Genomic DNA, 12,460 nt, shown 5'->3' with positions numbered 1-12,460 from the left:
TCCTTTATAGGCCCCGAACCATGAGGCAACCCATGGTTGACTACAGGGACCTGGCGACCGTGAAGCAGGTAGCGGCGGAAGCGCCGTTCATCACGGAAGCCACGCTGCGCTGGTGGATATTCCATGCGGAGACGAATGGATTGAAGCCCGCGCTGCTGAAGATCGGTGGCCGGGTCTATATCGACCGCGCCGAATTCAACAAGTGGCTTGAGGGCCAGCGTCTGGCCCCCAAGCCGTTGAAGCCCGCGGCCTGACACGGCCTTGATCGAAGACTGGAGCCCCGCCCTCGCGGTGGGGCTTCCTTTACAGACCGGTCCGCTCCTTCAAAATGGGATCTCGTCGTCAAGGTCAGCGGTCGTACTTGTCACTTCGGCAGATTGAGCGGGTGATGCTGTTGCGGCGGCGGAGGCCTCCTCCTTGGTCAGCCCCCAGTTCACGACGACATCCGCGAGCGGAAACGCCACTTCTGCCCCCCAATCGACAAAAGGCGCGGCGGTCGCGCTCCATGGCTCCTGTGTGGGCAGCTTGATCTGAACACGCGAGGGAACGTGCACGGCACTGCCAAACACGATAGCTTCCCCAGCGGCGAGAACCGTTACCTGGTCGAGCAACCGCTGAGCCTGCTTGGGGATGATGCGGCGAAAATGGTCAATGTCGTCCGGATTCTGGAGCCGGTGCGAAAAGAAATTGGCACACTGGCTGATGATAGTCGGGCTGATCTCGCTGGGGCGCTGGCTAGCGACAATGAGCGATAGACCGAATTTGCGCCCTTCCTTCGCAACACGCTCAAATGCCCTCCTCGAAAGGCTCTGCCCCCGGTCCTCTACGCGACCCGGTGGCCGCGCATAGTTATGCGCTTCTTCCAGAACCAACACCCAAGGGTATCGGCTACGCACGTCGGGACGCAGCATTTCCCGTGTTTCGAGAAGAAGTCGACCAAAAAGCGCACAGGCAAAAGGCAGCACCTCCGAAGACAACATCGAAAAATCAAGGACGGAAACCCTTGAGCCGGACTTCTGCCCGATCCCGAGCTTCGTCATCCAGTCTTCGTAGCTTCGGATGCTCTGGTCCTCATAGCTGAAGAATGACTGCCAGCGTCTGTCGTCGAGTCGTGTCCGCAGTCGCAATTTCAATGTAAGGAGATACTGGTCAATCCGCTTGCTGCCCTCCTGATCGGTCGATCTATCGACCAGATTGGGATCGCGAAACTCGTGTACAGCGATGAACCGCGGCGCGTCGGCGGTCTTGGCAAAATTCACACCCTCGTTCTGTCGCGCCGAGATCTTCTCCAGCAACGATGATCGGATTTCAATGAGCCGATCCCTAACCGCCTTATCATTCGCGACCTTTCGCCACTGATTCGTCGCATCCGGCGTCCAGTTCGGAATCCCATTGAAAGTGTTCCAGTCTATATCAGGCGCATATTGCTGGGCGTGATTGATATACACGTCAAAGGTGCCATTGGCAGGCTGTCGTGGGTCATCAAGCCACGCCAATGCAGAATCAATCTTTCCTATAGCGACCTGCAAAGGATCGTAGGAAGCAACGCCGCCTCTATTGGCCTTGGCTATGGACCACCAGTCCTTGAGGACGGGCTCCTGTGTAGCCTCGGATGCCTGAAGCCAGTCGCAAACCTCCTCACCGTTCATGAGCCACGCGGGCAGGCAGAATTCCTGCCCGTTCAGGTAAATTTTATTTGGATCGCGCGCGTATGACGCCTGAAACTTGTCGAGAAAGGCACTTGCATACTCGCCGTTGATATCCAGGATGAAGACATGAGGCTCCGCCTTGGAGACGGTGGAGAACTTCTCATGCTCAACGATGCCTCGTATAAGGCTGGCAACCGTGTACGACTTTCCTGATCCAGTGTTACCCACAACTGCGAGCGGTCGAGCAAACAGGTCGTTGAACGACGCTTTCACCTTTGTGTTCTCGTCACCCGTTTGATGACCGATCTCCAGCGGGAAGTCGTAGTACCCCTCTGACCAGTCACGTGGTTTATTGCGCTCCGGCGGACGAGCGAAGATGCCTGATAGAACGTCGGGATTTGCCACCTCAGCCGGGGTATCCAGGGTCGGCAGAACCGTTATGCCTGGATCAAATTTCCATCCGGATTTACCGGTCTGCTTCACCGTTCCGAGCAACTGGACTGACGCAACCCGCCGCGGCTTCGTCAGTTCAAGAGAAAGCTCTTCGTCACGGGTCGGGTCGTAGCTCTCCCGAGCTTCAAGATCGCTGAGTAGCCCGATTGCATGTGTGCCGGCTCCAAGGTCAAAGGTCAGGAAGGAGTTGATGGCAACTGCGCGCTGCACCCCGTCCGGCGTGGCCCGAGACGATGATTTCGCGTCAGGGGAAAGCTCTACTTTCAGCCTGAAGCCACTGACAGCCACGACATGCCCTATGACGCGCGGCTGTTCCATCAGAGGGTGCTCTCCGGGGCATCCGGCTTCTTGTCTTCTGTTTTTCTGATCTGCTCTTCATAAGACCGAAGGCGTTTGTAGTCGTCGAGCCATTTCACATCCGGCATGATGTTCTGGGCGAAATCAGCGAATGTGGCTAATTTGTACGAACATTTCGCACCCACACCGAGTCGCTCGGTCAGGACAAATGCCCGCTGACCCAAATTCTGGTACCGCCGAACTCTTTCGACGATCGCACTTTGTGGATTGGGCTCCACAACCAGCATGACCAAGGATGGATTCATCAGGGCCGTCTCAATGATCCGCGTCACGTGTTCGTCACCAAAACCGTATCCGACGACGAGCAGGAAAGTCTGCGGCTGGTTCAGGCGCGCATGAAAGAGCCGGAACAGATGGGCATAGGGCATGTCCAAGGTCTGAATGAACTTCTGCGACGTAGGCAGGATGCCGAAGGAGTTAACCGTGGAGAATTCTTCGGACTTTAGCTTCGCCGCCTTCTCTTCAGCGGAGAGCTTCCTGTAATCGCCGGCGAATGAAAGGTCCCGGTGACGGGCGCGATACATCCCGTCATCGCCGACATACCAATGCAGCGAGCCGTGAAGCTTGTAGTATTGCAGGAATTTGTCGAAGCGGCGCACCCGCCCCTCGGAGACGTCGCCGGGGTAGTAGATATCAAGCCCATACACGGCTGGATCAAAGCGAGAGCTGGCTCGACCAGAAAAGCCGTCAAAATATTGGATACCTAACTCTTCCATCGCCTGCTCGAACAGCGTGTCGTAGTTGAGCGTAAAGAGATGGGTGCGCCCGAGGTTCGTGTCGCGGGCGATCAGCTTTGCGAGAAAGGGAATATGGCCTGACGACTGACCGTCGCTCGTGCCTGATAGTTCACCACGATCAATTTGGAGGGCACATTCAGCGAAGATGGCCTTCTCAATCAATTTCCGCAGCTCGGTCAAATCACTGTCGGCTAGCGTCAAAGGAGGCTTTGACCCCTCCGGCACATCACCCTTCCAGATTACCGCCTCGACCGGAGAGCTGTCCGGGGTCGTCAGGCCTGACGCATTGAACAGATAGCTGAGCCAGTCTTCAAACCCGAACGGCCCACCATTCTCTTCCGCCGGCCAAGAAGCCTTCCTGTGGCGCAGGATGGATGCCGCCTTCGGGGGGAGTGTGCATTTCTCGACCGCATCGAGAACAAGGCATTCGAGATTGTTCGTCCTTGGACCGGCCATCAAGCGACCTCCGGCACCGACCGAACACCCGGCAGCGGTTAAGACGATAACGTTCTCCATACGCAGCCAGTCAGCGAGAAGCGCCTGAACACGTCGAAGCGCTTCTTCCGAAGGTTTGCCTTCTAAAAGATCTTCGCTCTCCCCGGCGGACACAGGAGAGAGGAGCTGATATTTGGATTGGTCGCTCACCCGGTTCCCCCCTTCAAGTAACTACACGCTAAGAAGGGGCGGCAATTTCGCCTTCCACTCGCTCATGAGGATCAGCGTGCCCTCGACCGTCTCGCCGTCGTTCTTCACAAGCTCCAACTCGCCCGCCGGGACGTAGTCGTCCCACGCGAAGTTGTCGGAAAGGAAGGCGAGGACTTGCCGCTTGTAGGCCGTGTCGAGATTGTCGAGCTGGTCGCCTTTGGTTTCGAGCACGGTAATGCGCTTGGCGCTGCCCTCGCCCTGAACAGCGAAGATGAAGTCCGGGTAGATTTTGGCCTTCCGCCACCCCTGAATGCCGTATTGGGTCCGCGCGACGTTCCGATGCCACCACGCCAGCGCCTTTTCCCCGTCGAGATAGACGGCCACTTCGCGCTCGTCAGTATTCAGCTCGGCCTCGTATACTGGCGTGAACAGGCTTTTCTCCAGCGGCCCGCCCGTCTTGCTCAGGAGCTGGCGCGCGTTCTCAGGCTCAGTGGTCTCTATGCTGAACGGCATCCGCCAATTCCGGCCGTCGAGGCGAAGGCGAAACTGGATGCGTCCGGCAGCGACTTCGGCCTTGAATAGCGCCTCGGCCCGGGCATGGCGGGCGGCATCGAGGCCCTTCCGCAGCTCTTCGACGATCAAGCTGGCCAGCGTGCCCAGTTTCCTGTCATCAAAGCCTCGCGCCCGAAGCCCGTCGATAAGCCGGCCGACGATCTCGCGGCCGACGAAGGGGTTCGGCACGATGTCGGACACCATGCGCACCGCATGGGCCAGGTCGAAGGCCAGCGTCTCCGAGTTCTCGGCAACGGTCTCTCCGACGAACAGCTCGTCGCCGTCATCGGCGAGCCGGATGCGCTGGAGCTGGCTTTCGGCCGCCTGCGCGTTCTCGGGAATGCGCGACACGATGTCCTTGGGGTCGAAGCCGCGCCAGTCGATGGCGGACAGCACGTCCGTCTCATAGTCCAGGTCCCGCGCTGCGCCTTCATCCACGACCATGACCTTGGGCAGATAGATTTCCGTGGTGGCGAAGGCCGGGCGGCGGTCGATCTTGCGGCTCACCTTGCCGTTCCCATTGCCCTCGCCCTGCGCGATCTGAAGCACCAGGTCGCCAAGCCCGTCCTGCTCCAAGCCCTCCTTGATGGCGCCTACCACGTCGGCAGTGGCGGCATGGTGGGTGATGACGTGGCATTCGTCGAGCGTCTCGATGCCGGTCTTCATGGCGTGGGGCTGACGCAGGATGCGCCCGACAAGCTGCGTCATCGCCTTCAGATTGGTGCTCGCGGCCAGGCCGCAGAGCACATAGGCGAAGGGGCAATCCCAGCCTTCCTGAAGCGCCTGCTTGGTGATGATGGCGCGCACCCGGTTGGTGGGTGCCAGAAGGTCCTGGTTCTCGGGGTCGTTCAGGTCGTTCTGCTGGGCCGTCTTGATGGCGATCTCGGCTGCGTCGAAGCCCGCCGTCAGAAGCCAGTCCTTCACGTCCTCGGCATGGATATGGCCACTTTCGCGCTGATCGGCCCCGGTGCGCTCGACCTGGATCAGCATGATCGGGCGGATGTAGCGGTTGGTCTCCGACCGGAGCTTGCGCGCATCGGCGTCCAGCGCGTTGAGCTTGGCGAGCGCCGCGTTGAGCGTCGCCTTCCAGTCGTTTCCCTGCCTCGGATCGAGGTTGAGGGGCATCTTGATCATGCCCTCGCGGTCCAGCTCGCGCCCGGTCACTTCAACGAGCACATTAGCGTAGCGGCCTTCGCGCGGATTGCGACCTCCGCGCGGCTGAACGTCCTGCGGCGTCGCCGTCAGCTCCAGCACGAAGCACGGATTGAAGCCGTAGAGGGTCCTGAAGGCCAGGTCGGAAATCGCGCGGTGGCCTTCATCCAGCACGACGACAGGCCGGATGATCCGCAGCGCATTCCCGAGCGAGTCCTTCACCATCGGGAACATGCCGGTATAGGCGGACAAGTTCGGCGTGCGGTCGAGCGCGGCCTTGTGGGCCTGCTGCTCGCCTTCGGCCGGAAAGAAGCCGTGCACGTCGCCCCGGTCCTGAAACATCTTCAGCGAGTCCTGGTTCTCGCGGTTCGACGACTGGAGCATCAGGAGCATGACGCAGAGGTTCGTTTCCACGTCGCGGGCATCGAGGCGGTCGGTCTTCTCCATGATCCGCACGCGCCCGGCGGCGGCACGGTCGAGCGCCTGCCGATAGGGGTGCTGGCGGTCCTTCAGCCGCTTGAGGGTTTGCGTGTAGATCGCCTCGTTCGGCACGATCCACAGGACGAAGCCGGTATTGCGGTCGAGATACCGGCCCATGATCCGCGACACGCCGGTCACGGCAAGCCAGGTCTTGCCGCCACCGGTCGGCACTTTCAGGACGACATTGGGCACCGGCCGATTGCATCCGTCCAGCCGTTCGGAGAACGGGATGGCGGCGCGCGAGGCGGGCAGCTTGCCTTCGGCCTTGAGCGCCTCCCACGCCTCCCTGGCGAAGTCCGGGATCGGCAGCTTCAGATGCGGCTTCAGCGCCGCAAGCTCTGCGACTTCGTCCGCCTCCTTCTTCTTTGCCTTCAGAAGGTCGAGATAGGCGTCGAGCGTGTTCAGCACGCGATCCTGATAGTCGAGCTGGCGGAACATGGCGCTCAGCTCCGGTCGATGCGATAGAGGGCGAAGGGCAGCGGCACGAACTCGACCGGGATATTGTGCTCGGCCAGCATCTTCTGGCTGACATAGCGGGCCGGGGCGAAGACCAGGTGCCGCCTGTCCGGGTCGGTGGCGGCGAACGCCTTGGCTCGCGACAGGGTCAGCGCGGCCTCCGGCGTCTTCAGCCATTCCAGATCGGGCTTGTAGATTAGCCAGACATGCTGGCCCTCTGTCGCCCCGAGATAGAAGTCGTCCTCGCGCACGGCCGCGGGCTCGAGCGCCCGATTGGTCGCCATGTGGAACAGCGCCGCGCCAAGTCCGGCGTAGGGCGGCAGCGTCTCGCCACTCAGAACCTTGTCCAGCTCCACGGGATCGCCAAGGGTGCAATAGGTGAATTTGCCGCCAAGTCCCGATCTATACTCGTCGTCCTTGGAAGCGGGCACGCCTTTAATTAGGCGACGAACGCGCTCCGCTGTAAGGTGGTCGGCGTAATCCTCGCACTCAACAAGAATGAACCGACGATTGCCGCCGTCGCGCTGATTCAGCTTCATCACTGCATGCGCTGTCGTGCCAGAGCCAGCAAAGGAATCCAGAACTACCGCATCCGGACCAGCGGTGAACGATAAGAGCCATTCAATGAGCGTGAAGGTCTTTGGGTTTTTAAACGCCTGCTTTGATTCCGGGAATATTTTCTTTAGCTCGTTAGCGCCACGACGACCGTCGATCTCTACAATTCCCGGCATCTTCTCCTTGTAGTCTTTTAGATAGATCTTAATCCGGATAAGTTGATCCGGATCATCGCTGAAAATAATACGGTCTTGCGCCAGAAGCTCGTCGCGGGTTTCTTCCGGAAAGCGGTATCCCATAAGTGGTTGCGGGACCAACTTCCCAGTTTTGGGGTTCATCAAATCCCACCGATATCCTTCGCGTCCTGGGTTATGGACGCTTCTCGATGCAGTGAATATTCCTCCACTATCGATCTGATTGTACTCCTGCAAAGGACCGAGCTGCGACTTATGCTGCCGAAACCAATTAGCGTACTTTTCTGAAAGCTGCTCGGCAGATAGGTTTTGACCGAGCAGATCAGATTCCTTTACGAGAAGATGCTCCTTCAAGTCCGACCAAGGAGAGTTCCAGATCGGCACAACATCGCCGCGCTGTAAACAGAAAACATGAATATACTCATGCTCTGTAGCGATATTTGTTGGATTGTTGTCTGTTGCGTTTTTCCAAACGATCGTCCCTAAGTGTGGGTTTGTCTGTGGGCTATTGTTGTCCCCAAAAACTGCATGCAAAAGATGCTTGAATAGTGCGACCTCGTTGTCATCAATGCTCGCGAAAATTACCGCCCCTGGTTTCATTAGCTCGCGCAACAACTGGAGGCGCGGCCACATCATACATGCCCATTTGTCGTGCCGTAGTGTGTCATCCACAGTGATGGGGTTACTGTTCAGCCACTCCTTAATCATCGGAGAGTTGACTTGATCATTGTATGACCAGTCGCTCTTGCCTGTGTTGTAGGGCGGGTCGATGTAGACACAGTCCACCTTGCCCGCGTAGAGCGGCAGCAGCGCCTTCAGCGCATGCAGGTTGTCGCCATGGATGATCAGGTTGCCGTCGAGGGAAACGGGCCCGATCCCCTTGTCCGCATGCGGCACGAGCGGGCGGAAGGGCACGGCCAGATGGTGATTGTAGACAAACTCCTTGCCCTTGAAATTCAGCTCGGTCATTTCCGCCCCTCGGTATTCGTTTCGCGCGGGGAAGCATCGTCGGCCTTGTCCCGCTCCTTCGCCGCGTCGCGCTCGATCAAGAGCCGCAAACCCTCGCGGATGACTTCGCTGGCGTTGTTGTAGAGGCCGGATTCGACCTTCCGCCGCACGAACTCTTCGAGCTGCGGCGTCAGCGACACGTTCATGCAAGGCCCTCCCCTGACCGGATCAGGATCGGTCGAGTCACAGGGATTGTCAATCTTTGTTATCGAGGCCGGATGCGAGAAGCCGCGATATCGTCGAACGGTGAACGCCGAACGTCCTTGCGATTTCCGCCTGCGTTTGCCCCTCGGCGATCCAACGGATCGCCTTGCGACGCTGATCCCTGTTGATGGAGCGGCGGCGGCCGAGTCTCCGTCCTTGCGCCTTCGCATGTGCCAGTCCCGCGCGGGTACGCTCGCGGATCATTGCCCGCTCGAACTCCGCCACGCTGCCGAGCATCTGCATCATCATGCGGCCCGCTGGCGTCGTGGTGTCGATGGCCTCAGTGAGCGAACGGAACCCGGCACCAGCCTTATCGAGCCGATCCATGATGCGGAGAAGGTCCATGAGGGAACGGGAGAGGCGGTCGAGCTTCCAGACGATGACGATGTCGCCCTGTCCGACGGTATCTAGGCCGTAAACCCATAAACGGCTCTGGGTTCCCTGACGGTAGCAATTGTGATTCAAGCTCCTTTTCGGGAGCTTTGCGATGGGCCGCTACGATCTGACGGATTTCGAATGGGAGGCGATCCGGCCTCACCTTCCCAACAAGTCGCGGGGCGTGCCTCGCGTGGATGACCGGCGGGTTCTCAATGGCATCTTCTGGTGCCTGCGCTCCGGCGCGCCGTGGGCGGACATGCCGGCGCGCTACGGGCCGCCGACCACGATCTACAACCGCTTCAACCGATGGCGGAAGGCGGGCGTCTGGGATCGGCTCATGGACGCGATCACAAGGGCTTACGATGGTGACGTGCAGATGATCGACACCTCTGTCGTCCGCGTCCACCAGCACGGGGCGACGGCAAAAAGGGGGGTGTCGATCGATGTCTGGGTCGCTCCCGAGGCGGGCTCACGACCAAGCTCCACGCGCTCGTCGACAGCCGAGGCAGGCCGATCCTCCTCAAGCTCACGGCAGGCCAAGCCAGCGACCTCGCGAGTGCCAAAGACCTGATCGGGCATCTCGCGCCGGGCTCAATGCTGCTGGCCGACAAGGGATACGACGCCAACGACCTGCGCGCTGCCGTCGCCGAGCGGAACGCATGGGCGAACATCCCGCCCAAGCGCAACCGCAAGGACCCGATCTGCTTCTCCAGGCACCTCTACAAGGCGCGCAACCTCGTCGAGCGCTTCTTCAACAAGATCAAACACTTCCGCCGTATCGCCACCCGCTTCGACAAGACGGCGGAAAACTTCCTCGCCGCCGTGAAGCTCGCGTCCATCCGCATCTGGCTACGCGGTTATGAGTCTACGGCCTAGGACGGCACTTCCGCCTTGAGGTAACGAATAAGCCCTCGCCCTATTGCAAGCCGACCCAAACGAGCTTCTCGTTCGTGAGATTGCAGCCGCTTCCTCCGCTGAGACGCTGCAATCTGTAAGTACTTCCTTTCTGAACTGCTAAAGCAGTCGAAGACTCCCAGACTGAGCCGCCGTTCCCGACTGCTATTGCCATTCTTACTTCGTTGACAAAAACGCGAATCATGCACCAATTTCCACCCCCTGAGTTTGAGTAGATGGTGACATGAATGATTCCATCAGTATCGGCGGTGTAGTTTTGATCAACGTTTAAGTTTTGATAGGGTGTAAGCGAAACGCCGCCGCTATCCGAACTTATCGCCCTCCATTCTGCGCCGTCGCAGAATTCGAGAAGTGAGTTGATCTTGCTGTATCTAACCCTTCCTTCGTCGCCAGAAAGGCAGGGTCGATTATCTTGTCCGATATGAACAGATCCGATAACGGAAATACTGCCATCTATTTGACGCTCGCCCATTTCAGAGGCGCAGCCATTTTCGTCGGCTGAAGGATGAGTTGGTGCGTAAATGAGTCCAGCGGATGTGCAGGTGTTCATCCGTTCCAACTCACCCTGAAGCGCATTCAATTGTGCGTTTTGTCTCGCTCCCTCTGCGCCTCCGCGGGACGGAGAGGAGAAGAACTTGTTCTGGGCAAGAGCGTCCACGCACATTCCGCTGAGGAGGAGCGAAGAGAGCAAAGCGTTGAGGCGTGTCATGTGAAGCGGGACTTCCGGCTGTTCATGTTAACCGTCCTCCCTTAGCCGCGGAGACGCGAAATCAGATACGAGACGAGCACCGTATTTCCGGGTGTGCACGCGGCGTACCGGAAGTTGCCGTTGTCATTCGGCAGAGCCGGGGTCCCGTCGGCGTTCTGGCCGTCGATCTTTCGCTTCAGGTCACCTGCGATCTCACATGGAACGGCTGAAAGTGTGAGCCACTTGCCACCAATCGAGCCTGCCGGGTTCGTGCCGGGAGGTGCCGTCCAGGTGCCGTCGATGCGCCCGTCACGCAGAGCGAATTGTCCGTATCCGGCGGGATGAAGGTTCGTGGCGATCGTGATGTACGGCCCGTTCCAGTTAAGCGTGTTGTTGGCATTCCGGTATAAGTTCTTGAAACCGGCGGTTCCGGTACCGCCGTCCACGCCGGGCGTTACGTTGGCGTCTTGAGTGATGTCCACGCCTGTGTCGAAGACAAAGTTGATATAGCCCTTCGAGATGTTGTCGAACTCTGTCAGGACGCCAGTCACGCGCGTGTCGCGAACCGCGGAGAAAACGGCCGTCCCTGCGATTGCGGACAAACCGCCGAAAATCGCCAGTGCCACACGGGCATCGAGCCCGAACATCGCGCCTCTCTGGGTTTTCAGTGTAGAGTTTACGTTCTGAAGCATTAAGCAAATCCCCGAAATTATTTAATTTATTTATTATTATGTGGTGCGGAACAAAAATTGGCTGACATCTACGCGCGGAAAAGGAAATAAACCTGCGCGATCCATATGGATATAAGTGTCATGCCGGAAATGAGGCCATAGAAAAGTGCCGCTTTGTTCTTCGTAATTGCGCACAGAAGATCATGCATCAAGGAAGCCTTTAATGGGACGTTATAATTGTTACATAATATGAATATTCGTCCAAATTATAAGAGTGTTCAAGAAAATAGTGCAGACGGGTAGCAAATGTTAAGGTCTCAATGGAGAGATTGATATTGTGGAGAAAAGCCTTTCCCCTGGCCTCAGCCAAACAGTCTTCGGCACACCCCTTTCAAGCGGGATTTCACCCCGCAACGCCCCGTCGCCGCCGCACCGGGACCCGCGCTGACGCTGCCCGATGCGGCGGCAGCGGACGGCCCTTCGGCCGGAGTTGATCTTCTGATCGCGCCTTGGCGCGATACCCTCTTCTGCCAGCTTGTGCCGACCCCGCCGAGCTTGCCCAAGGTCGCCGTCCGGCCTGCCCGCTCCATTCGGGCGGCTGACGCCGCCCTCCCGTGTTGGCCGGATGCCCCCTGACGGGGCGGCTTCCTTGGAGCCCGTCGGATGTCGGCGCGCCGCCGCCAGGTTCAATCCAAGCACGTCCTCGCACGCCACCGTCTGTCGTCGCTCGCCGCTGGGCAGAGGGTAATGCGCGGGGCGTGGGTGTCCTTCGCAGCCTTGAACGACTGAACGGAGGACTTCGGCCATGAGCCAGACCAACATCACACCAGACCATCGCAGCGCCTTCGAGGCGCTGACCAGCGGCGAATATGCCAACTTCGCCCTGTTCTCCTGCTTCGCGGACGGCCAGCCCGCCGCCGCCATCTGCGCGGTGACCGACACGATGCGCCTGACCGACCATGACGGACGGGAGGCCGCGCAATGATGCCGCTTCTCACGGACTGCCAGCGTGCGCGCATGCTGGCCAATGGTCGCGCCAATGCCGAGAGCATGGCCGATGACGGCAACACCCAGGACTTCTGGCCTGTGGTGAAGCTGTTCTGCCCGTGGGGAGCCGCGACGTGGCTTCTGACGGAGATCGACCCCGAGGACGAGGATATCGCCTTCGGCCTGTGTGACCTCGGCTTCGGATGCCCTGAACTGGGCAGCGTGCGCCTGTCGGAACTTGCCGCCATCCGTGGCCCCGCTGGGCTGGCCATCGAGCGCGACCTCCACTTCAAGCCGACCAAGAGCCTGACGGCCTACGCCGCCGAGGCGAACGAACACGGGCGTATCAGCGCCTGACATCCCGCGCCCGCGTCACGGC

The 12,460-nt window shown here is 59.3% G+C and carries 12 protein-coding genes; 4 read left to right on the top strand and 8 right to left on the bottom strand.

Features of this window, described 5'->3' with window-relative positions; all coding sequences use genetic code 11:
• The first annotated feature begins 32 nt into the window (after positions 1-32).
• Positions 33-254 carry a helix-turn-helix domain-containing protein gene (locus BOQ54_RS04695; protein ID WP_071923379.1) on the top strand — a complete coding sequence of 74 codons (222 nt, stop codon included), beginning with the start codon at positions 33-35 and terminating at the stop codon, positions 252-254.
• Positions 255-323: 69 nt separating this feature from the next.
• Here the strand turns inward: BOQ54_RS04695 and BOQ54_RS04690 are convergent, their stop codons facing one another.
• The 6 genes from BOQ54_RS04690 to BOQ54_RS04665 are packed head-to-tail and all read right to left on the bottom strand — an operon-like array spanning position 324 to position 8,907.
• The gene (locus tag BOQ54_RS04690; protein ID WP_071923378.1) at positions 324-2,420 is read right to left on the bottom strand and encodes an ATP-binding protein; all 2,097 of its coding nucleotides are present in this window, start codon (positions 2,418-2,420) and stop codon (positions 324-326) included.
• Positions 2,420-3,841 (bottom strand): SIR2 family protein, encoded by a 1,422-nt coding sequence (locus BOQ54_RS04685; protein ID WP_071923377.1) that lies wholly within the window; start codon positions 3,839-3,841, stop codon positions 2,420-2,422. The genes BOQ54_RS04690 and BOQ54_RS04685 overlap by 1 nt, the downstream gene beginning before the upstream one ends.
• Positions 3,842-3,862: 21 nt before the next feature.
• A complete protein-coding gene (locus BOQ54_RS04680; protein ID WP_071923376.1) occupies positions 3,863-6,463 on the bottom strand; it encodes a DEAD/DEAH box helicase in 2,601 nt (866 codons plus the stop codon).
• A gap of 5 nt (positions 6,464-6,468) precedes the next feature.
• The gene (locus BOQ54_RS04675) at positions 6,469-8,199 is read right to left on the bottom strand and encodes a site-specific DNA-methyltransferase (protein WP_071923375.1); all 1,731 of its coding nucleotides are present in this window, start codon (positions 8,197-8,199) and stop codon (positions 6,469-6,471) included.
• Entirely contained in the window at positions 8,196-8,384 is a 189-nt protein-coding gene (locus tag BOQ54_RS04670; protein ID WP_071923374.1) for a type II toxin-antitoxin system ParD family antitoxin, read from the bottom strand. Before BOQ54_RS04670 ends, BOQ54_RS04675 begins: the two co-directional genes overlap by 4 nt.
• A gap of 49 nt (positions 8,385-8,433) precedes the next feature.
• Positions 8,434-8,907, bottom strand: coding sequence for a recombinase family protein (locus tag BOQ54_RS04665; RefSeq protein ID WP_071923373.1), 474 nt, complete (start codon positions 8,905-8,907; stop codon positions 8,434-8,436).
• Between the two features lie 22 nt (positions 8,908-8,929).
• On the opposite strand from BOQ54_RS04665, the gene BOQ54_RS19445 reads away from it, so the two are divergent.
• A protein-coding gene (locus BOQ54_RS19445) for an IS5 family transposase (protein ID WP_145979701.1) occupies positions 8,930-9,696 on the top strand; the annotation gives its coding sequence in 2 pieces (ribosomal slippage) (positions 8,930-9,254 and positions 9,254-9,696; 768 coding nt in all).
• Positions 9,697-9,736: 40 nt separating this feature from the next.
• Here the strand turns inward: BOQ54_RS19445 and BOQ54_RS19670 are convergent.
• Both BOQ54_RS19670 and BOQ54_RS04650 read right to left on the bottom strand, forming a co-directional pair.
• Positions 9,737-10,444, bottom strand: a complete 708-nt coding sequence (locus BOQ54_RS19670) for a hypothetical protein (RefSeq protein WP_145979727.1) — start codon at positions 10,442-10,444, stop codon at positions 9,737-9,739.
• Between the two features lie 41 nt (positions 10,445-10,485).
• Positions 10,486-11,070 (bottom strand): hypothetical protein, encoded by a 585-nt coding sequence (locus BOQ54_RS04650; protein ID WP_071923372.1) that lies wholly within the window; start codon positions 11,068-11,070, stop codon positions 10,486-10,488.
• An 829-nt stretch (positions 11,071-11,899) separates the two neighbouring features.
• Between BOQ54_RS04650 and BOQ54_RS04645 the strand changes: the two genes are divergently transcribed.
• Positions 11,900-12,079, top strand: a complete 180-nt coding sequence (locus BOQ54_RS04645) for a hypothetical protein (RefSeq protein ID WP_071923371.1) — start codon at positions 11,900-11,902, stop codon at positions 12,077-12,079.
• Positions 12,076-12,438: a DUF2958 domain-containing protein gene (locus BOQ54_RS04640; protein ID WP_071923370.1), complete on the top strand. Its 363-nt coding sequence runs from the start codon at positions 12,076-12,078 to the stop codon at positions 12,436-12,438. The genes BOQ54_RS04645 and BOQ54_RS04640 overlap by 4 nt, the downstream gene beginning before the upstream one ends.
• The last annotated feature ends 22 nt before the right edge of the window (positions 12,439-12,460 follow it).

It is taken from the genome of Chelatococcus daeguensis, assembly GCF_001887265.1.
In the GTDB taxonomy this organism is placed as follows: Bacteria; Pseudomonadota; Alphaproteobacteria; order Rhizobiales; family Beijerinckiaceae; genus Chelatococcus_A; species Chelatococcus_A sambhunathii.
The sequence above is the reverse complement of the archived record's forward strand: the minus strand, read 5'-3'. Positions and strand labels throughout refer to the sequence as shown.

Excerpts from the sequence above, each read along its gene's own strand:
- BOQ54_RS04650 (WP_071923372.1), bottom strand. The coding sequence starts at position 11,070 with ATGTTCGGGCTCGATGCCCGTGTGGCACTGGCGATTTTCGGCGGTTTG.
- BOQ54_RS04690 (WP_071923378.1), bottom strand. The coding sequence starts at position 2,420 with ATGGAACAGCCGCGCGTCATAGGGCATGTCGTGGCTGTCAGTGGCTTC.
- BOQ54_RS04670 (WP_071923374.1), bottom strand. The coding sequence starts at position 8,384 with ATGAACGTGTCGCTGACGCCGCAGCTCGAAGAGTTCGTGCGGCGGAAG.
- BOQ54_RS04675 (WP_071923375.1), bottom strand. The coding sequence starts at position 8,199 with ATGACCGAGCTGAATTTCAAGGGCAAGGAGTTTGTCTACAATCACCAT.
- BOQ54_RS04695 (WP_071923379.1), top strand. The coding sequence starts at position 33 with ATGGTTGACTACAGGGACCTGGCGACCGTGAAGCAGGTAGCGGCGGAA.
- BOQ54_RS04680 (WP_071923376.1), bottom strand. The coding sequence starts at position 6,463 with ATGTTCCGCCAGCTCGACTATCAGGATCGCGTGCTGAACACGCTCGAC.
- BOQ54_RS19670 (WP_145979727.1), bottom strand. The coding sequence starts at position 10,444 with ATGACACGCCTCAACGCTTTGCTCTCTTCGCTCCTCCTCAGCGGAATG.
- BOQ54_RS04645 (WP_071923371.1), top strand. The coding sequence starts at position 11,900 with ATGAGCCAGACCAACATCACACCAGACCATCGCAGCGCCTTCGAGGCG.
- BOQ54_RS04640 (WP_071923370.1), top strand. The coding sequence starts at position 12,076 with ATGATGCCGCTTCTCACGGACTGCCAGCGTGCGCGCATGCTGGCCAAT.